Here is a 19,292-nt window from a genome sequence, read left to right as displayed (position 1 = left end):
GGATCGCTGCCTCGCCCATGCGAGCGATCCGTTCAATGCGCTTTTCTTCTCCCATGATTTCGAGGACAATCCCCTCATAACAACGAGAAACGGCGTTCCAACGAGACCGCTGCGAGGGAGGTGTTTCGATGTCGGGATACGGGCTGAAGACGATTGCCTTTGCCGCCATGCATGTTGTGGGCGCGTTGCTCGCGACCGCGGCCGGCGCGCAGGAGTATCCGAGCAAACCCATCACGCTGATCGTGCCGTGGCCGGCCGGCGGCTCGACCGACATCTCGATGCGCGCGATCGCCGACAGCGCCTCGAAGGTGCTGGGGCAGCCGATCGTGATCGACAACAAGGCCGGCGGCGGCGGCACGGTGGGACCGGCGACCATGGCCGCCGCAGCGAAGCCGGACGGCTACACCATCTCGCAGATTCCGATCACCGTGTTCCGCCTCCCCCTGATGCAGGAGGTGTCATGGGATCCGGCGAAGGACTTCACCTATATCGTCCACCTCACCGGCTATACGTTCGGCGTGACCGCCAACGCGGAGTCGCAGTTCAAGTCCTGGAAGGACGTGGTCGAGTTCGCGAAGGCGAACCCGGGCAAGGTGACCTATGCGACGCCCGGCACCGGCACCTCGCTCCATATCGGCATGGAGCAGATCGCGGCGATGTCCGGCATCAAGCTGACGCAGGTGCCGTTCAAGGGCGGCGCCGAGACCAACGCTGCCGTGCTGGGACAGCACACGATGCTGCAGGCGGATTCGACGGGCTGGCGGCCGCTGGTCGACGCCGGCAAGCTCAAGCTGCTGATGGTGTGGACCGGCGCGCGGTCGCCGAACTACCCTGATGTGCCGACGCTGAAGGAGCTCGGCTATCCCATGGTCTATGATTCCCCGTTCGGCATCGCGGGGCCGAAAGGCATGGATCCAAAAATCGTCGCCAAGCTGCACGACGCCTTCAAGAAGGCGGTCGAGGATCCCGCGGTGATCGCCACGCTCGCCAAATACGACATGGTGCCGAACTACAAGAACACCGAGGACTACAAGAAGTTCGTCGTCGAGGTCACGGAGTCCGAGCGCAAGGTGATCGACACGCTCGGGCTGGCGAAGAAGTAAAGTTCTGCTGCCACACGCGCTGGCGTCATCCTGAGGTGCGAGCCGCGTTTGCGGCTCGCCTCGAAGGATGGATCGGGGCACCGCCGCCCTTCGAGGGCCGCTGAAGAAGCGGCCACCTCAGGGTGACGGTGATCGAGAGGTGCTTTGAATGAACGACCAAACCAACGTCAAACTCCGCCTCTCCAACTCCGAGCTCTGGGGCGGGCTGATCGGGCTCGCACTCGGCGGCTTCGTGATCTGGCAGGGACTGAAGCTCAAGCTCGGCACCATCAACGATCCCGGCTCCGGCTATGTGCTGTTCTACACGGGCATCCTGATGTGCGTGTTCGCGGGCTCCATCATCATCTCGGCGATCACCGAGGGCGGCCCGACCCTGGCCTCGCGCTGGGAGAATGTACGCTGGAGCAAGCCGCTGCTCGTCATCGCCTGCCTCACCGCGTTCTCCTTTGCGCTGGAGCCGCTGGGATTCCTGTTGTCGTCGATTCCGTTGATGCTGCTGCTGTTGCGCCTGATCGATCCCGTGCGCTGGACGCTGGCGGTCCCGATCGCCGTGATGGTGCCATCAGGGATGTGGTGGGTGCTCAAGCGCCTGCTGTTGATTCAGCTGCCCTCGGGCCTGTTCGGAATCGGTTGACCGCATGGACACGCTTGCCAATGTCGCGCATGGGTTCGGCGTCGCGCTGACCGGGATCAACCTGCTCTACTGCTTCATCGGTGTCTTCATCGGCACGCTGGTCGGCGTGCTGCCGGGCATCGGGCCGATCTCGGCGATGTCACTGCTGTTGCCCGTGACGCTGTCGGGCACGCCGGAATCGGGCATCATCATGATGGCCGGCATTTACTACGGCTCGATGTATGGCGGCTCGACCACCTCGATCCTGGTCAACATCCCCGGCGAGGCGGCCTCCGTCGTCACCTGCATTGACGGCCACCAGATGGCGAAGCGAGGCCGCGCCGGCCCTGCACTCGGCATCTCCGCCTTCGGCTCGTTCATCGCCGGCACGTTCGCGCTGGTCGCCCTGATGCTGGTGGCCCCAAAGCTAGCCAGCATCGCGATCGCGTTCGGCCCGGCCGAGTATTTCAGCCTGATGGTGCTCGGCCTCGTCGTGCTCACCTTCCTGACCCAAGGTTCGATGCCGAAGGCGCTGCTGATGGCCTGCATCGGCGTCGTGCTCGGCCTGATCGGGCTCGACAGCATCACGGCGCAGCCGCGCCTCACCTTCGGCCGCATGGAGCTGATCGACGGCATCGGCCTCGTGCCCGTCGTGATGGGCCTGTTCGGCGTCGCCGAGGTGCTGCTCAACACCGAACAGGCGATCAAGCGCGATATCATCAACGCCAAGATCACCCAGCTTCTGCCTAACAAAGAGGACTGGCAGGCGAGCGCCGGCCCCGTGGCGCGCGGCACGCTGCTCGGCTTCCTGCTCGGCATTCTGCCGGGCGGCGGCGCGGTGGTGGCCTCGTTTGCGTCCTATGCGCTGGAGAAGCGACTGTCGAAAACGCCGGAGCGGTTTGGCCATGGCGCAATCGAGGGCGTCGCGGGACCGGAGTCCGCGAACAACGCGGCGGCCGGCGGCGCGTTCATTCCGCTGATGACGCTCGGCATTCCGCCGAACGTGGTGATGGCGCTGCTGCTCGGAGCCTTCGTCATCCACGGCCTGCAGCCGGGCCCGCTGCTGATCACGCAAAACCCCGGCCTGTTCTGGGGTATCGTCGCCAGCATGTATATCGGCAATGTGATGCTGTTGATCCTCAACCTGCCGATGATCGGCATGTGGGTGCAGCTCCTGAAGCTGCCCTACAACATCCTGTTCCCCCTGATCATCCTGTTCACGATCCTCGGCGTCTATTGCTCGAGCAACAACGTGTTCGACGTCTATGTGATGATCGCATTCGGCATCGTCGGCTATTTCATGCGCAAGCTCGGCTACGAGCCGGCGCCGCTGGTGCTCGCCTTCGTGCTCGGGCCGATGCTGGAGAACAATCTGCGCAAGTCGCTGATCCTGTCGCAGGGCGATCTCTGGACCTTCGTGCAGCGGCCGATCTCGGCGGCGTGTCTGACGCTGGCACTGGTGCTGCTGATCGCGCCGCTGCTGCCCGCGCTGCGCAAGAAGCGCGAGCTGGTGGCGCTGGATGAGGGGGCTTGAGACGCCGCGCCCCTCGCCGCTCCGCTCAAACTTCGTAGGGTGGGCAAAGGCGCGGATGCGCCGTGCCCACGATCTGCCTGAGTTGGAGAGAGGTGGTGGGCACGCTTCGCTTTGCCCACCCTACGGCATCTACGCAAGAGGCAAGATGCAATCACCCCTCGCCGGCCTCCAGCCGGTCGCGCAGAGCGCCGATCACACGATGGGCCGCCTCGATCTCCTTCACTGACAAGCCGTCCGCCAAGCCGTTGACCCAAGGGGCCTGCAGACGGCCGGCGGCATCAAAGACCTGCCTGCCCTTGTCGGTGAGCACCACGAGCTGCGCCCGGCGGTGATGCGGATTGGTCTCGAAGGCAACGAGGCCATCCCGCTCGAGATCGTTGACGATCCGCTGCACATTCTGGCGATTGGCGCCGAGATTGCGCGCCAGCCAGGCCACGGGCTCCGGACGCTCGGCAGCGACGATCGCCCCCAGGATCTGCCAGCGTGCGCTGGTGAGGCCGAGCGCGGCGACCAGCCGGTCGCCGGCGGTCAGGAGCAGGCCGTTGACCCGGAACAGCTCGAGAATGAAGCCGGTCATGGCCTCGCCCGCCGGGGTCCGCTTGATTTTGCTCATTTGTAATGATCGTCCTATCTTGACATCATCATGTCAAATGTCTACGTCACGTATTGTCGAATTGACATGATGATACCAATTTACACGGAGTGATGCCATGCCCCAGATGCGTCCGCTCGACCCGAGTTTTCCGATCGACCGCCAGATCGCGCTCGATGCCGGCCCCGTGGTGCTGGTCAATTTGTTCACGCTGGATGCGGCGGATGAGCAGGTCTTCCTGAAGAGCTGGCAGGACGATGCCGCCTTCATGAAGCGGCAGCCGGGTTTCATCTCGACCCAGCTCCACCGCGCGATCGGCGACAATCCGACCTATCTCAACTACGCGGTCTGGGAGACCAATGCGCATTTCCGTGCGGCGTTCACCCACCCGGAGTTCCGCGCGAAGATCGCGGACTACCCCGCTTCCGCCGTCGCGAGCCCGCATCTGTTTCAGAAGGTCGCGGTGCCGGGGGTCTGTGTGGCGTAGGTGCAAACGTAGGGTGGATTAGCCGAAGGCGTAATCTACCTTTTCTCGCGCGCGACAAAAGTGGTGGGTTACACCGCCGGTCTGCGCTTCGCGCAGCCGCCGGCTAACCCACCCTACGATGTCTCAGCTTGCCGCCGGCAATACGCTGTCGGCCGCCACACTCCACGGGCGGTCGGCCGAAGCAAGTCCGATCAGACGGCCCTGGATGTAGTCGCAGCCCCAGTCGCGCAGCATGTTTGCGGCCTCTTCGTCCTGCACCCATTCGGCGACGGTCTTGATGTCGAGGCGGCGGGCGAGGTCGAGCAGGGTCTGGACGAAGGCGCGGTCATCGGCGGAGTGCGTGATGTTCTGCACGAAGGCGCCGTCGATCTTGACGATGTCGACGCCAAGCTTGCGCAGGTTTCGGAACGAAGTGTAGCCGGCGCCGAAATCGTCGATGGCGATGCGGCTGCCGAAATTCTTCAGCCGCGTGACAAAGCCGCGCACGTCATCGATGTCCTGGATCGCGACCGTCTCGGTAATCTCGACGATCAGCCGCTCGGCGACCCCGGGATGGGCCAGCATCAGCGACTCGATGCCCGCCCACCAGTCCGGATCCATGGTGGTGTCGGGCGAGATGTTGAGGCTGAGACTGACATCGGGCGCAGCCGCGAGCTCGGCGACCACCAGCTCGAGCACGCGGTGATCGACCAGGCGGATGAGGCCGAGCCGCTCGGCGACCGGCACGATGTCGGGTGCGAGCAGCACCTGGCCGTCGCCCTGGTCCATCCGCACCAGGCATTCGTGGAACGCGCGCTGGCGCGAGACGGCCGACACGACCGGCTCGTAGGCAAGCTTGATGCGGCGCTCGTTTAGCGCGGTGACGATCTCGTCGGTGACGCGGATGTTGACGCGACGCTGCGCATCACGCGTGGCATCCGGACGCCAGGCCGCAAACGAGCCGGCGCGGCGGCGCTTGGCGGCATCCAGCGTCTCATGGGCGCGATTGACCGCCTCGTCGGTATTGCGGGCATAGCGCGGCAGGCTCACCGCGCCGATCGAGGCGGTGACCGAGACCGGACCCGATTTCGTCGGCACCACCTCGTCGCGGATGCCGGCGAGGAAACGCTCGGCGGCGACGTTCATGTCGTCGATGGTGCAGTTCTTCAGGATCAGGCCGAACTTGTTGCCGGAGAAGCGCCCGAGCACGTCGCCGCCGCGCAGGCGCGAGCGGATGCGCTTGGCGATGTCGAGGATGACCGCGTCGGCAACATCGAAGCCGAAAGCATCGTTGACGCGGGCCAGATGATCGATGCCGACCAGCATGAAGGCCGCGGTCGAGCGGAAGCGGGTCGTCTCCTCGATCGCCTCGGCCAGCGCCGCGATCAGATGGGAGCGGTTGAGTTCGCCGGTCAGCGGATCGAGCCGGGCGAGCTTGGTCAATTCCTCGTCGCGGGCGTGGCGTTCATTGTTGATGCGGATGGAGCCGATCGCGCGCGTGGGGCGGCCGTCGGCGCCGGCAAACCAGCGGCCGGTCTCCTCGATCCAGACCACGGGGTCGGAGGCGCTCATGCGCACGCCGTACTCGACGCGGTAGGGCGTGCCGTCGGTGCCGTGCACGGGGGAGGTCTGCGCCAGTGCCGCGGTCCGCAGTGACTGCGCGGGCTCGATCAGCTTGGCGAATTCGGCGCCGGTGGCGAGCCGCTCAGGGGGGATGCCGGGAAAGACGGCGCTGACCTGCTCGCCCCAGACAATGGCATCGCTGGCGATGTCCCAGGCGAACACGGCCTGGCCGAGGGCGGCCAGGATGTCGGAGGCTTGCGGCAATGCGGGGGTCAAAATCGCCTCATTTCGGGACAGCAGGGAGTCCTGAGCCGGCACAGGATAGAGCCAGATTCGCCTTCGACCCTAGGCAAAGTTGATAAACAATTTGGAAACCACGTTGTGAAGTGACCAGGGAACCAAACCGGCCCGCCCGGCATAGGCCTTGCGAGTACTGACACGCACCGGCGGTTCGCGTCCCGAAACGCGACAGTGCCGCCGGATCAACGGTGATCGCGATGTTGAGTACTGATCGATCGGATGAGGCGGCAGGCAGCATGGGCACGGCCCTGGTGCCGCTGATCCCGACTGTGCAATGGCTCCACAAGGTGCCGCTGGCCCGCCCCGATCCGAGCTTCGTCACTCAGTTGATCGCCAACGCCGAGCACCTGCCCCAGGCCAGTCGGCTCCGCCGCGCCTCGTCCGAAGATGCGCGGATAGCCTATGGCAGCAAGCGTCCGCTCGGAAGCGTCACCGCCCGCACGCGGCAGGTGGCTTGAGATTGATTTGAAGTGAGACGGCGCTTCTTACCTCTCCCCGCCTGCGGGGAGAGGTCGGATCGCTCTTGCGATCCGGGTGAGGGGGTACAGGTCCCACGGCTATATCGTCCGTGGAGAGAGGCCCCTCACCCCAACCCTCTCCCCGTAAGAAGGGGCGAGGGAGCACACTGTCGCCGCGGTGAGATGCGAGCGAATGCAGAGAAATCAGCGCGGCGGCGCGTCGGGGGACGGCGGCGTGCCGTTGCCCGGCTGCAAATGCGGCGAGGGGATTTCCGGCGACGGCGGGCTCGCCGGCTTCGGCGCCGGATGGTCCATCAGCACGGATTCGGCGACCGACTGCGCGGTGGGCGCGGGTGGCGCGGCCGGCGTTTCCTGCTGCGTGGAGACCGGCTCGAACTTGGGCTCGGCCACAACTTCATCGGCCGGCGGTTCGGCCCGGCGCTTGGCCTTGCGCGGCGCCGGTACTGTCGTCTCGGCGACATAGGTAACGCGGCGGCGCGTGCGCTGGGCGATGCCGCCGAGGAAATCGGCCATCGCCAGCAGCACCAGCAGGAAAAAGGTGGAGTTGCCGAATTTGGGCCACATCACGAATTCGGCGGCGGCAGCACCGAATATGATCAGCGACAGCAGATGATCCATCAGGAATTTCGAGCCGGGCCGCGCGCCCTTGACCACCTCGAGCAGCAGCAGCACGACGCCGAGCGCGAGCAGGAGATCGGCGAGCGTGACCGGCCAGGTCTCGCCCGTGATCATCGGCACCTTGAACAGCACGTCCGAGAAGGACACGCTGGGCATCAGGAAGGCGATGATGTTGTAGACCGCGAGCGGAATCAGAAGCAGCGGGAAACCGACCATCGGCGAAGTGCCTTCTCGATCAAGATATCCGGACAGAACAATGCAGCGGCGAAGCATTCGCTCCGCCGCCGTCACCGTCATATCTCATGGGTTGGCCGAAATCAGGCAGGTCACGTCATCCTGATTGAGGATAACCCTGCCCGAAGAAGAGTCCGACCTCAGGACTCTTTCTTCTTCAGGACCTGACGGCCCTTGTACATGCCGGTCTTGAGGTCGAGATGGTGCGGACGACGGAGCTCGCCGGAGTCCTTGTCTTCCACATAGGTCGGCTTCTTGATGGCGTCTGCCGAGCGGCGCATGCCACGACGCGACGGCGAGGTTTTTCTTCTCGGAACGGCCATTTCAATATCCTCTAGGGATTGGTGTTCATCAGGGCATCGTCCGCGAGGGGACGGCTCAGCACCCGCAATACGAGGCGAGCTGAATGCCGATCAAGGCCGGGCTTATAGAGGAAGGTTGGCCGTAAAGCTAGGCTCTTGGACCGGAAAATACGTCCGAAAAGGGCCCGAAATCAGCGATTTTCCCGCCAGCAGGTCACAAGCGAGCTCGTCTGCCCCCTCGCCATATAGGTGGCCGCCAGCCGCCGGACACCCGGTCCCGGGGTCCGGGCGCTGCGTTTGACCGGATTCGGCAGGATCGAGGCCAGAAGCGCGGCCTCCCGGGGCGAGAGGTTTTCGGCCGATTTGCCGAAGGCATAGGCGCTGGCCGCCTCGACCCCAAACTGGCCCTGGGGACCGAGCTCGGCGATGTTGAGGTAAATTTCCAGAATCCGCGGCTTGGGCAGGACCAGGTCGATCCACAGCGCCAGCGGGAATTCGAGCGCCTTGCGGACGAAGTCCCGCCCCTGCCAGAGAAACAGGTTTTTCGCCACCTGCTGGGTGATGGTGGAGGCGCCCCGGAAGGGGGTGCCGTCCTCCTTCGCATCGTCGATCGCCTCGCGGAGCGCGCCCCAATCGACGCCGCGATGCTTGCAGAAATGGGCGTCCTCGGCCGCCACCACCGCGCGCGGCAGATACGGCGACATGTCGGCCAGATCGATCCACTCCCGCTGCATCGGCGCGCCCCGCAAGCTGCGCCAGGCCATCAGCGTCGAAACCGGATGGCCGGTGCGGTAGAACGGCGCGATCACATAGGGCGCGAGGACCACGACCGCGAGCACCACCAGCAGGATTTTGACGATGCGCAAATCGACCTTTCCGGCACAAACTGAACCGCGGCCACGGGCTGGACCATTAAGTCTGTGATAATTCGGGCCTTTTCCAGCACTTTTTAGGCCTTCCAAACGATTGACTGGGGCGGGCGCATAAAGGATTGTCCCGCCGAATTTTAGTTCTGGAGCCTTTCTTGATGACCGGCACGTCCCCGTCCGATTTCGCCAAACGTCTGGACAAGACCGCTGATGACACCGAAGCCCTGCTCGGGCGCCTGCTGTCGGACGACATCCTGCCCGATGAGATCGCCCGGCCCAAGCGACTGATGGACGCAATGCGCTATTCGAGCCTCAACGGCGGCAAGCGCCTGCGGCCGTTCCTGGTGGTCGAAAGCGCAGCGGTGTTCGGCGTGCCGCGCGAAGCCGCGCTGCTGGTGGGCGCCGCGCTCGAATGCATCCACTGCTATTCGCTGATCCATGACGATCTGCCGGCGATGGACAATTCGGACCTGCGCCGCGGACGTCCGACCCTGCACAAGCAGACCGACGATGCGACCGCGATCCTTGCCGGCGACGGCCTGCTCACGCTCGCCTTCGACATCGTTACCCGCGACGAGATCCATCGCGACGCCAATGTGCGGCTGCTGCTGACGCGCGCGCTGGCGCGCTGCGCCGGCATCGGCGGCATGGTCGGCGGCCAGATCCTCGATCTCGCCGGCGAAGGCCGCTTCGGCGGCAACGAGCCGATCGATGTCGCCCGCATTCAGCAGATGAAGACCGGCGCGCTGCTGCGCTACGGCTGCATCGCCGGCGCGATCCTCGGCCAGGCCTCGCAGAAAGAATATCAGGCGCTCGACGATTACGGCCGCGCGCTCGGCGAAGCGTTCCAGATCGCCGACGATCTGCTCGACGTCGAAGGCGATGCGGCAGCCCTCGGCAAGCCGGCCGGCGCCGATGCCGCGCTCGGCAAGACCACCTTCGTCACCCAGCTCGGCATCGAAGGCGCCAAGCAGCGCGTGCGCGACCTGCTGGCGCGCGCCGACAGCGCCGTGTCGATCTTTGGCGATCGCGCTGCCGTGCTGCAAGCCGCGGCGCGCTTCGTCGCCGAGCGGAAGAGCTGACGTAGACCGATGGCGGTCGAGGGCAAAGAAGATCCCGTCCTCGTCCGCTTCCGCAAAATGTCGCGGCCGGTGCGGCTGATCTATGCACGGCCGCGGACCTTCATCGCGCTCGCGGCCGGCATCCTGGTCAGCCTGCTGCTGCCGGGCTCGCACCGGCTGGTGACGCGGCTGCTGTTCGGCTGGGATGCGCTGATCGCGGTCTACCTCGTGCTGGTCTATGCGATGATGCTGTGCAACGACCACCAGCACATCCGTCGCGCCGCCGCGATGCAGGACGACGGCCGCTTCGTGATCCTGCTGGTGACGGCAATCGGCGCCTTCGCCAGCATCGCGGCGATCGTCTCCGAGCTCGGCACGCCACATCGCGGGGTGCTGGAGCTGACCATCGCGATCACCACGATCGCACTGTCATGGGCCGCCGTGCACACGACCTTCGCGCTACACTACGCCCATGATTATTACAGGAACGCCAAGCCGGGCGGCCTGCAGTTTCCGAGCGGCGACAAGGAAGACCACGCCGACTATTGGGACTTCGTCTATTTTTCCTTCGTGATCGGCATGACCGCACAGGTCTCCGACGTCGGCATCACCGACAAGACCATCCGCCGCACCGCCACCGCCCACGGTATCGTGTCCTTCATCTACAACACGGCCTTGCTGGCGCTGACGGTCAACATCGCGGCGAGCGCGATTTCGGCTTGACGTCGTCCCGGCGAAGGCCGGGACCCATACCGCGTGATCTATCGCATTCGGCCGGTGCGAGTACCGGCGAAGACTTAATAACTTGTAGTCTTCGCCAAACCGCTCCCTGGGGTTATGGGTCCCGGCCCCCGTGCGCAATTGCGCACTAGGCCGGGACGACCCAGTGGTGTCAGCGGCAAACCTCGACATTGGCGTCGTTGCCGGGACCGCCGCCGCCCCGAAATTCGAGATGGCAGCCGCGGCTGACCGGACGGCAACCGCCGCTGTTGCAGAACACCTGCCCACCCGAGGGACGGCTGGCACCGGCGGCGGCAGCAATGCCCGCAGCGGCACCATAACCGCCCGCAGCCGCACCGCCGGCCTGGCGACGCTGCCGGGCGGGTCGTTCATCGCCATCATCGCGCTTCGCGGTCGCGGGCTTGGCCGGCTTTGCCGCGCGCTGCTTCTCGCACTCATTGTCGTCGTTGACCGCATAGCCCTCACGGCAGACGATCTTCGTACACTTGTCGCCGTCGGCCTTGAAGCCGTGCTCGCAGACCAGCGGGCAGATCCGCGACGGTTTTGACTTGACCACGTCGAGCGCGTCGGTGCTCGCGACCTTCACGTCGAGCTTGGTGCCCGCATAGCGGTTGAACTGCGAGAGCGAGCGCTGCGAGGACGTATTCCAGTTGCCGTCGGCCTGACCGGAGAAGCAGCCGACGCGGCCAAGCTCGGTCTGCACCGAACGGCTGAGATCAGCCGGCGTGGTCGCGGGCGTCAGCGAGGCAACGTTGGTGCCGGCGGGGCTCGCGGTGCTGGCCGGCGCGGTGCTCGGCGCCGAGGCGGCGAGATTGACGCGCTGCTGCTCGGCGGCGGCCGCCTGCTGCTGCGCCTGCTCCTTCGCCTTCTGCGCGGCGAGCTGTGCCTGTTCGGCGGCTTTCGCCTCAGCCGCGGCCTTGGCCTGCGCATCCTTCTGCGCACCGAGAGCGGCAAGACGATCGCGCTCGGCCTCGGCCTGCTTCGCCTTCTCGATCGCCGCCGCATGGGCCTGCTCGGCCTGGATCTTGTCGATCTGCAGCTTGGCGAGGTTCGCATAGAAGCCGTCAGGGTGCTGGGCGAGGAAGGCTTCCCACGCCGGCTTGTTGCCGACCTGGAGCGCGAGCTCGTAGTCGCGGCGGATGTCGGCCTGCGGATTCGCCACAGGCGCTGCGGCCACCGCCTTGACCGGCACCAGCGGGACGTCGTCGCCGCCGAGCGAACCATAGACGAACGGCTCCTGCTTGTTGCCGGTCGACTTGAGCACGTCATCGCGCACGAAGCCGAAAGCACGGCGGACATCGAGGCCCGGCGTCGTCAGATGCTTCGACAGCGCAACCGTGAAGGGACTGTTGGCGCCGTCGCCGTCCTGCGCCGTGAAGCCGGCCTTGGCCGAATAGGCGATCAGCGTGTTGGGGCTGGTCGGCTCGACCTGGGCAAGGCCGCGGCCGATGCCGCGCGAAGCAATCGTGCGCTTCATGGTCTTGCCGAACGGATTGTCGCGGCAGGCGTCCAGGATCACGAGGCGGAGCTGCTTGGCGGGCTCGACCGCGACCAGGACGCGGTCGAGGGACAGCGCCTCGTCGTAGACATCGGTGTCGCGCTCGAGCTTGGCGTCGACGGGGATCAGATAGTTGGAGCCTTCGACCTCGATGCCGTGACCGGCGTAGTAAACCACGGCAATGTCGGCACTGCGGGTCGCGTCGGCAAAGTCGCGCAGCACACGCCGCGTATCCTGGGCGGACAGATCGTGGCGGGACTCGACGACGTCGAAACCGGCCTCCTTCAGCGTCTTGGCCATCACCGCCCCGTCATTGACGGGATTGGCGAGCGACGGCGCGTGCTGATAGGCCGAGTTGGCGAGCACCAGCGCGACGCGCCTTCCGGCAAAAGCGGGATCAGTGCCAAACAGCAGCGCGGCAGCAAGAAGAAGCGGACAAAGTCTGAGCAGATTGCGCATCACACGACTTCCGAAGTTCAGGGCCATCGGGGCCCCTTTGGGATCGCTTTAGCAGGACCAATCGCCGGCGCTTGTGATGGAGGTCACGAAGGCGGCTTCGACGACAGGCCGAAAGACCCTCTATGTTTGTCGCGCCAGCGCGGCCGGGGTTCGGCGACACAAGCGGGGCGCGGGCTGGGTTCCCTCTAGGGATCGCCGACATGCCCCCGATATTGCGGCAGATCGTCCGTAATCTCGTGCCAGGGCGCCTTCGACCCCACGAAAATATGGGCGCTCGGCCGGATCGAGGGGGTATCGACCAGGGTTCCCATGGCGACATGGACCCATTTCCCCTCGCGCACGCGGGAATAAAGCAGCGAGCCGCAGCGGACGCAGTGGGCGTCATGGGTGGTGTCGTCCCCGTAGATCATGCGCTGGTCATCGCCCTGGACGATGCGGAGCTTGTCCTGCGCGATGCCGGCGAACGGCTTGAAGGCGGAGCCGGTGGTGCGGCGGCAATTCGAGCAGTGGCAGTTCATCGCATAGGAGAACGCGTCGGCCACCTCGAAGCGTACCGTGCGGCAATAGCATTCGCCGCGCAGGATACGAGCGTTCGAATTTTCTGATCCGGTCATGGCGAGGCCTGCGCGCAAATGGCTGACACACCCATAGCGCATTTTGATGTGTACGACTAAGTTCCGACCAAGCCATCATGCAAAGGGATGACCCATGAGCCAGAACCGTTCGAGCGTCGAAGCCGTCGTGCAATCCTATTTCGACGGACTCTATGAAGGCGATGCCGAAAAGCTCGGCGCCATCTTCCATCCCTCCGCCGATCTGCGTTGGGTCGAGAAGGGCGAATTGCAGGTGCTGACAGTGCCGGACTGGCTCGATCGCGTGCGCAAGCGCCCCTCCGGCAGGGCCGAAGGCAAGCCGCGCGAGGATTTCATCGTCACCATCGACCGCTCCGACGACAAGACCGCCTTCATCAAGGTCCGCTGCCAGCTGCCGCCGCGCTATTTCACCGACTATCTGGTCGCGATGAAGCTCGCCGACGGCTGGCAGATCGTGTCGAAATCGTACAGGTATGATCTGAGGGAGTGAGGGGGCGCGCTGATGCGCTCCCTCTCCCCGTTCTTACGGGGAGAGGGTTGGGGTGAGGGGCTGCTTCCGCAATCACGGTAACAGCTGGATTCGCTGAGAGTCCCCTCACCCGGAATCCGCGCTGCGCGCGCATTCCGGCCTCTCCCCGCAAGCGGGGAGAGGCGAAGTAAAGCGCTTCTGTGCCACACATTCGTCGCGAGGTTGGATGAAGGCATTCGCCCGTATGCCTTCGCTCATGTTGTCCCAAAGGCCCCCGATGCTTCTCGATCGCCGTTCCCTGCTCGCCTCGCTCGCCTGGATGGCCGCTTCTCCCGCGCTTGCCGCGGAGGCGCCGCCTGAACTCGAATCCTATGAGCGCGACAGCGGCGGGCGGATCGGGCTCTACGCGGAAAATCTGGCGACCGGCAAGAAGCTCTCCTGGCGGGCCGACGAGCGCTTCGTCATGTGCTCGACATTCAAGGCCTCGCTTGCGGCCTGCGTGCTGGCGCGGGTCGATCGCGGCGAGGAGCAGCTTGCGGCCATGATCGCCTACGGCCAGGCCGACCTGCTCGACTACGCGCTGGTCGCCAAGCAAAATCTCGCGGCCGGCAAGATGTCGGTCGCCGAGATGTGCAAGGCCATCGTCGAGCTCAGCGACAACACCTGCGCCAATCTGCTGCTGGCGCGCATCGGCGGGCCGGCCGCGCTCACGGCGTTCTGGCGATCGCTCGGTGACACCACCACGCGGCTCGACCACAACGAGCCCGAGCTCAACCGCTCGCCACCCGGCAATCCCCAGGACACCACGACGCCGGCTGCGATGGCGGGCAATTTGCGCCGGCTGGTGACGGGCGACGCGCTATCGCCGGCGTCGCGTAGCCAGCTCACCGACTGGATGGTGAACTGCAAGACCGGTGCAAACCGGCTACGCGGCGGCCTGCCGGCGGACTGGACAATCGGCGACAAGACCGGCAACAACGGCAAGGATGCGTCGGGCGATATCGCGGTCGTCTGGCCCAAGCTCGACAACAAGCCGGATGCGCCGATCCTGATCGCGGCCTATACCCAGGGCGGCACGCCGAATGGCGCGCAGATCGCGGCCGCATTTGCCCGCATCGGACGCATGGTGGCAGAGCGGCTGGCGTAGGGCCGCCGCATTGACCTCATGTTGACCTCTTGGCCGCTTCCGGGTGAAGACAGGCCATGATCGCAGCGAAATTCCAGACCTTCCTGATCCTGCTCGCGGTGCTGGCGGGCACCGCGCTGGTCGCCCGCCGTTTCAACATCGCTCCTGCGATCCTGCTGATGCTCTCCGGTGTCGGCCTCGCCTTCGTGCCGGGCATGCCGCCGGTCGAGCTGCCGCCGGAACTGGTGCTGCTGATGGTGCTGCCGCCGCTCATCTACTCAGCGAGCGTCGCCATGAGCTGGCGCGAGTTCAGGAACAATCTGCGCCCGATCGTGCTGCTCGCGGTCGGCGCGGTGATCTTCACCGCGGCGCTGGTGGCGGCCGCCACGCATTATCTGATCGGCCTGCCCTTGACCGTGGGCTTCCTGCTCGGGGCCATCGTCGCGCCGCCCGACGTGGTGGCGCCGCTCGCGATCGCGCGCCGCCTCAACATGCCGCGGCGGCTCCTGGTCATCCTCGAAGGCGAAGGGCTCGCCAACGACGCCACCGCACTGATCCTCTACCGCTTCGCGCTCGCCGCCATCATGGTCGGACATTTCTCGCTGCCGCTGGCGGCCGGCGAGTTCCTGCTGATCGTTGCCAGCGAGATCGCTTTCGGCATCGGCGTCGGCTGGCTCTCGCTCCGCTTCCGCAAATGGTCGAGGGATCCCCAGGTCGAACTGACGCTGTCGCTGATCACGCCTTACGTCTCCTACTGGCTGCCCGAACATGTCGGCGGCTCCGGCGTGATCGCAACCGTCGCCTGCGGCCTCTATGTCAGCTGGAACGGCCCGCTGCTGATCTCCTCGGCGACGCGCCTGCAGGGCATCTTCTTCTGGGACCTCATCATCTACCTGATCGAGGGCCTGCTGTTCCTGCTCACCGGCTTCCAGATGCGCGCGCTGTACGAGAAGTCGAAGGCGTTTCCGCTCGACGACATCCTGATCGCGACCGCCGTCGTTCTGACGATCATCGTGACCGCGCGCTTTGCCTGGCTCTATCCTGCGACCTATCTGCCGCGGATCCTCTCCAAATCGCTGCGCGAGCGCGACCCGTCGCCGCCATGGCAATGGCCGTTCGTGCTCGCCTTCACCGGCGTGCGCGGCGCGGTATCGCTGGCGGCCGCGCTGGCGCTGCCGTTTACGCTGCCCGGCGGCGAGGCCTTTCCGTATCGCGACCTGATCCTGTTCGTCGCGTTCGGCGTCATCTTCGTCACCCTGATCGGCGTCGGCCTGACGCTGCCGCCGGTGGTGCGCTGGCTTGGCGTCGCCGAGGCCGGCCGCAACGAGCATGTCGCCGAGCACGAGGCCGAGATCGCGGCCCGGCGCCAGGCGCTCGATGCCGCACTGAGATCGCTGGATGCGCTGACCGCGGAGAAGGAAGTCTCCGACGAGGTGATGCAGCTCCTGCGCGCCCGCCACGAGATCCGCGCCAACCAGCTGCCGGATTCACTCGACCCCGCCCATCACGACGTCTCCGCCGCAGGCACCGCACTGACCCGCAACCTGATCGAGGCCGAGCGCAAATTCATCCACGACCTCCTCCGCGACGGCCAGATCACCGACGAGACGAGACGGCGGATCGAGCGGGATCTGGATCTGGAGGAGGCGAGCCTGGCGAACCGGGAGTATCGAGGCGGGCCGCTGTAACCCCCCTCGCCACAATCGTTTGTCGTCCTGGACAAGCGAGCGGAGCGAGCGCCGATCCAGGACCCATTACCACAGGATTGAGTTTGGCGAAGGCTCGCGGTTGTCAGTTCGCAACACGACTTCTCGTCGGGGTAATGGGTCCTGGCTTTCGCCAGGACGACGACAACCGAAATCTTCACGCTCGCCGGCTACCGCCTCTCGCAAAACTCTCCCACCGCCGCCGCCACCGCCCCTGCAATCATCTCCTGCCGTTCCGCCGAGTTCATCTCCATCTCCTCGTCGCGATTGATGATGGAGCCGGCTTCGAGCAGCACGGCAGCGCTTCTTGTTCGCGACAGCACGATGAGCCCGTCATAGCGGTAGACGCCGACATCCTTGTCAAGCAGCTGACGCCGGTAGCGGCCCATCACCGGTAAGCTGTATTGGCTGGCATAGTGCAGGCCCTGCTCCTTCAGCTGCCGACCGATCAACCGGGCCAGCTTCAGACTGGTGCTGAAGTGCGGATTGCGCTCGGAGACGAACAGCGAGTGGCCGGAAAAACGATCGCTGAAATAGCTCTTCGCGCCGTCGAATTCCCAGGTGTCGAGCAGCTTGTCCGGCACCGAATCGTGGTGAACCGACAGAAAGAGATCGGCCCGGCCGTCATTCGCGACACTGACGCGCTTGAACAGGCTCGGCCGCGCCTTGCCGTCCGTGACGAGCAGGCGGGTTGCGGCGAACCCTTCAGACTTGAGCTTCGCCGTGATGAGCCGTGCGAGCCGGAAGTTGAAGCCGAACTCCGGATCGTTGCGCGCGCTCAAGGCGCCATAGGAGTCCGGGGTGTGACCGACATCCACGACGATGCGGAATTTCGGCATCTCACATTTGGCCGGTGACTGCACCGGCTTCGGTCTGGCCTTCGCGGCTTTTGCCGCGGCTGCGACGTCGCCGACAGGCCCTGACAACAGGATCGACGCGACCAGCCCGGCGATGATGCTGCGCAACGGCCTCAAGCGCTACTCCGCTGCCGCAATTCGTGGCCGGCCGACAAAGCCGGCGACGTCGCCGAAACGCTCCAGCATCACGGCCGGCAGGTCCTTGGCCTTGCTGGTGACGCAGGCGCCGGAGCGCACCGCGTAGCGATCCTGATGCGCAGCCTGCGGCGGCGGCTCGCCCTGCTGGAGCGCGCGCGCCAGCTCCATCACGGTTTTGCGAAAATGCATGATGCCGAGATCGGTCGGACCGAGATGCTCGCGGGTACGGTCGGCGATCGGGCCCTGGCTGTCCTGCACGGCGGCGTCCTGCTCGGAGACACCCTTGATGCCAGTGTAGCTGCGGGTCTTCTGGAGCTTGCGGTCGATCAGGTAATCGTTGCCCTTGTGGCGCAGCGGCACGTAATTGGCGTCGACCTCCGCGATCACGCCGTTGCCGCGATCGTAGGCGTCGCGCTCGGCCTGCGCCAGCGGCCGTTCCGGATTCCAGGCATAGGTGTAGATCCAGCAATTGGTGTCGGTCACAGGCACGAAGGTCTGGCCAAAAATGTTCTCACCCGGCATCGCACTCGGCGCATAGGCATGGAACGGCATCAGGAACTGCGCGATGCGCCAGTAGATGTTGTCGCTGTCGGTGAGCCGGCCGCCGGCGATCGTCAGCCCCGCCTCGTGCGGGTTGACCTTGATCACCGGACGCGGATCCTCTGCGATCCAGCGCATATGGTCACTCGACATGCGCACCAGCGGATTCACAAAATGCTTCTTGATGTCCAGGATCTCGTTCTCTTCCTTGTCGAAGGAGAGATGGGCGAAGGTGAAGTGCGCGGTGTCTATCGAGCCTTCCAACGCCTGCACCCAGTTGCAGTCCTGCCATTTCTTGCTGACGTAGCGGTGCGAGGCCGGCAGCAGCGCCATCTCGAGATCCGGCAGCTCGGGCATCGCGTCCACTGGGCCCAGATAGGCCCAGATCATCTCGCCCCATTCACGCACCGGATAGGATTTGATGCGGATGAGATCCTTGGCGTTGAGATCGGGATAGGAGGTCGGCATGTCTACGCATCGGCCGTCGGTGTCGAACTTCCAGCCGTGATAGACGCAGCGGATGCCGCACTCCTCATTGCGTCCGAGCCAAAGATTGGCGCCGCGGTGCGGACAGTACTGGTCGATGACACCGACGACACCACGGGAATCGCGGAAGGCCAGCAGGTCCTCGCCGAGCACGATGATCTTCTTCGGCTCGCCATCGGGTTCGGGGAGCTCTTCGGACAGAAGGACAGGAATCCAGAACCGGCGCAGCAGCTCGCCCATGCCGGTGCCTGCACCCGACTCGGTCAGGAATTTATTGTCCTCGGCGCGGAGCATGGCTGATCCTCCCGAATATTTTCGGGAAGATTGGCGCGAGAGTGAGAGGACGTCAACGCAAGAACAGCGGGGCGGTACGAGGACGGGTCAGCGAAGCCTGCCCCGCCGTCTTTCTCGCGGACCGACGGGGCGGATCATTCGCGTCGATCGGCCCCCGTCGCAATTACCTGACGGTGACGGCGACTGTGTATACCTTGCCATTATCCGGGTCGGTGGGGTCTGCCGTCACGCGCCGATACGTGAAGGAGTCTTCACCGACGTAGCCCTTCTTGGATTGGTACACCACGCTGGTCAGCCGCACGGTCTTGGCCTCTCCGTTTCTCAATTTGCGTTGCCCGGTGCTTACTCGCGTCGTCACGGCGCCACTCTTTGGCGGAGTCACGACTTCAATGCTGACGGGCCAGACCTTGCCACTGGCGTCGACGCGCCAGTGTCCTCCGCATTTGCAGATTTCCTTTGCCTCGCCCGATTTCACGACGAGCGACGTGTTCCCCCCACCCGCATGGGCGCCGCAGAGGATTCCGAAGAACAGGACGAGCCCCGCAGTGATTTTGATCAAGAGGGTCGTCGGTAGGCGTACCGGATAGGTTGTCATTCCATAAGTCTCCAATGAAAAAATCTTAGAGTTATTGTATGGGATCGTTCCGGCTG

Annotated in this window: 20 protein-coding genes; 10 read left to right on the top strand and 10 right to left on the bottom strand. The window is 65.1% G+C overall.

Annotated features, from left to right (window positions below):
- Positions 1-128: 128 nt before the first annotated feature.
- The 3 genes from JQ603_RS14910 (at position 129) to JQ603_RS14900 (ending at position 3,250) form a co-directional block, all read left to right on the top strand.
- Positions 129-1,103, top strand: a complete 975-nt coding sequence (locus JQ603_RS14910) for a tripartite tricarboxylate transporter substrate binding protein (protein ID WP_212340520.1) — start codon at positions 129-131, stop codon at positions 1,101-1,103.
- 148 nt (positions 1,104-1,251) lie between these two features.
- Complete coding sequence (locus JQ603_RS14905; RefSeq protein ID WP_212340518.1) at positions 1,252-1,737, top strand: tripartite tricarboxylate transporter TctB family protein; 486 nt, start codon at positions 1,252-1,254, stop codon at positions 1,735-1,737.
- 4 nt (positions 1,738-1,741) lie between these two features.
- Positions 1,742-3,250 (top strand): tripartite tricarboxylate transporter permease, encoded by a 1,509-nt coding sequence (locus JQ603_RS14900; RefSeq protein WP_212340516.1) that lies wholly within the window; start codon positions 1,742-1,744, stop codon positions 3,248-3,250.
- A gap of 151 nt (positions 3,251-3,401) precedes the next feature.
- On the opposite strand, the gene JQ603_RS14895 is transcribed toward JQ603_RS14900, so the two are convergent.
- Positions 3,402-3,863, bottom strand: coding sequence for a MarR family winged helix-turn-helix transcriptional regulator (locus JQ603_RS14895; protein WP_212340507.1), 462 nt, complete (start codon positions 3,861-3,863; stop codon positions 3,402-3,404).
- A 97-nt stretch (positions 3,864-3,960) separates the two neighbouring features.
- Here JQ603_RS14895 and JQ603_RS14890 point away from each other — a divergent pair, with 97 nt between their 5' ends.
- Positions 3,961-4,329 (top strand): antibiotic biosynthesis monooxygenase family protein, encoded by a 369-nt coding sequence (locus JQ603_RS14890; RefSeq protein WP_212340506.1) that lies wholly within the window; start codon positions 3,961-3,963, stop codon positions 4,327-4,329.
- A gap of 123 nt (positions 4,330-4,452) precedes the next feature.
- On the opposite strand, the gene JQ603_RS14885 is transcribed toward JQ603_RS14890, so the two are convergent.
- Positions 4,453-6,147, bottom strand: coding sequence for a bifunctional diguanylate cyclase/phosphodiesterase (locus JQ603_RS14885; protein WP_212340504.1), 1,695 nt, complete (start codon positions 6,145-6,147; stop codon positions 4,453-4,455).
- A gap of 221 nt (positions 6,148-6,368) precedes the next feature.
- Between JQ603_RS14885 and JQ603_RS14880 the strand changes: the two genes are divergently transcribed.
- A complete protein-coding gene (locus JQ603_RS14880) occupies positions 6,369-6,629 on the top strand; it encodes a hypothetical protein (protein WP_212341520.1) in 261 nt (86 codons plus the stop codon).
- A gap of 204 nt (positions 6,630-6,833) precedes the next feature.
- Here JQ603_RS14880 and JQ603_RS14875 read toward each other — a convergent pair whose 3' ends face one another.
- The 3 genes from JQ603_RS14875 to mtgA all read right to left on the bottom strand — a co-directional run bounded on the left by JQ603_RS14875 (position 6,834) and on the right by mtgA (position 8,670).
- Positions 6,834-7,484 carry a hypothetical protein gene (locus JQ603_RS14875; RefSeq protein WP_212340499.1) on the bottom strand — a complete coding sequence of 217 codons (651 nt, stop codon included), beginning with the start codon at positions 7,482-7,484 and terminating at the stop codon, positions 6,834-6,836.
- A gap of 158 nt (positions 7,485-7,642) precedes the next feature.
- On the bottom strand, positions 7,643-7,825 hold the full coding sequence (rpmF, locus tag JQ603_RS14870; RefSeq protein WP_007598106.1) for a 50S ribosomal protein L32: 183 nt from the start codon (positions 7,823-7,825) through the stop codon (positions 7,643-7,645).
- A 170-nt stretch (positions 7,826-7,995) separates the two neighbouring features.
- The gene (gene mtgA / locus JQ603_RS14865) at positions 7,996-8,670 is read right to left on the bottom strand and encodes a monofunctional biosynthetic peptidoglycan transglycosylase (RefSeq protein WP_212340497.1); all 675 of its coding nucleotides are present in this window, start codon (positions 8,668-8,670) and stop codon (positions 7,996-7,998) included.
- A gap of 161 nt (positions 8,671-8,831) precedes the next feature.
- On the opposite strand from mtgA, the gene JQ603_RS14860 reads away from it, so the two are divergent.
- Both JQ603_RS14860 and JQ603_RS14855 read left to right on the top strand, forming a co-directional pair.
- Positions 8,832-9,755, top strand: a complete 924-nt coding sequence (locus tag JQ603_RS14860; RefSeq protein ID WP_212340495.1) for a polyprenyl synthetase family protein — start codon at positions 8,832-8,834, stop codon at positions 9,753-9,755.
- 9 nt (positions 9,756-9,764) lie between these two features.
- Positions 9,765-10,457: a DUF1345 domain-containing protein gene (locus JQ603_RS14855; RefSeq protein WP_212340494.1), complete on the top strand. Its 693-nt coding sequence runs from the start codon at positions 9,765-9,767 to the stop codon at positions 10,455-10,457.
- 169 nt (positions 10,458-10,626) lie between these two features.
- Here JQ603_RS14855 and JQ603_RS14850 read toward each other — a convergent pair whose 3' ends face one another.
- The gene (locus tag JQ603_RS14850) at positions 10,627-12,432 is read right to left on the bottom strand and encodes a caspase family protein (protein WP_212340492.1); all 1,806 of its coding nucleotides are present in this window, start codon (positions 12,430-12,432) and stop codon (positions 10,627-10,629) included.
- Positions 12,433-12,617: 185 nt separating this feature from the next.
- Positions 12,618-13,046: a GFA family protein gene (locus tag JQ603_RS14845; protein ID WP_212340490.1), complete on the bottom strand. Its 429-nt coding sequence runs from the start codon at positions 13,044-13,046 to the stop codon at positions 12,618-12,620.
- 94 nt (positions 13,047-13,140) lie between these two features.
- Between JQ603_RS14845 and JQ603_RS14840 the strand changes: the two genes are divergently transcribed.
- From JQ603_RS14840 to JQ603_RS14830, 3 genes are all read left to right on the top strand, one after another.
- Positions 13,141-13,515, top strand: a complete 375-nt coding sequence (locus tag JQ603_RS14840; RefSeq protein WP_212340488.1) for a nuclear transport factor 2 family protein — start codon at positions 13,141-13,143, stop codon at positions 13,513-13,515.
- Between the two features lie 256 nt (positions 13,516-13,771).
- Positions 13,772-14,641: a class A beta-lactamase gene (gene bla / locus JQ603_RS14835; RefSeq protein ID WP_212340487.1), complete on the top strand. Its 870-nt coding sequence runs from the start codon at positions 13,772-13,774 to the stop codon at positions 14,639-14,641.
- 56 nt (positions 14,642-14,697) lie between these two features.
- Positions 14,698-16,308 (top strand): Na+/H+ antiporter, encoded by a 1,611-nt coding sequence (locus tag JQ603_RS14830; RefSeq protein ID WP_245003631.1) that lies wholly within the window; start codon positions 14,698-14,700, stop codon positions 16,306-16,308.
- 188 nt (positions 16,309-16,496) lie between these two features.
- Here the strand turns inward: JQ603_RS14830 and JQ603_RS14825 are convergent, their stop codons facing one another.
- The 3 genes from JQ603_RS14825 to JQ603_RS14815 form a co-directional block, all read right to left on the bottom strand.
- On the bottom strand, positions 16,497-17,300 hold the full coding sequence (locus JQ603_RS14825; protein ID WP_212340485.1) for an N-acetylmuramoyl-L-alanine amidase: 804 nt from the start codon (positions 17,298-17,300) through the stop codon (positions 16,497-16,499).
- A 3-nt stretch (positions 17,301-17,303) separates the two neighbouring features.
- Positions 17,304-18,641: a Rieske 2Fe-2S domain-containing protein gene (locus JQ603_RS14820; protein ID WP_212340476.1), complete on the bottom strand. Its 1,338-nt coding sequence runs from the start codon at positions 18,639-18,641 to the stop codon at positions 17,304-17,306.
- A gap of 163 nt (positions 18,642-18,804) precedes the next feature.
- Positions 18,805-19,236 carry a hypothetical protein gene (locus tag JQ603_RS14815; RefSeq protein WP_212340473.1) on the bottom strand — a complete coding sequence of 144 codons (432 nt, stop codon included), beginning with the start codon at positions 19,234-19,236 and terminating at the stop codon, positions 18,805-18,807.
- Positions 19,237-19,292 lie beyond the last annotated feature (56 nt).

It is taken from the genome of Bradyrhizobium liaoningense (genome assembly GCF_018130825.1).
Taxonomy (GTDB): Bacteria; Pseudomonadota; Alphaproteobacteria; order Rhizobiales; family Xanthobacteraceae; genus Bradyrhizobium; species Bradyrhizobium liaoningense_B.
This window is presented reverse-complemented; position numbering and strand designations above follow the sequence as displayed.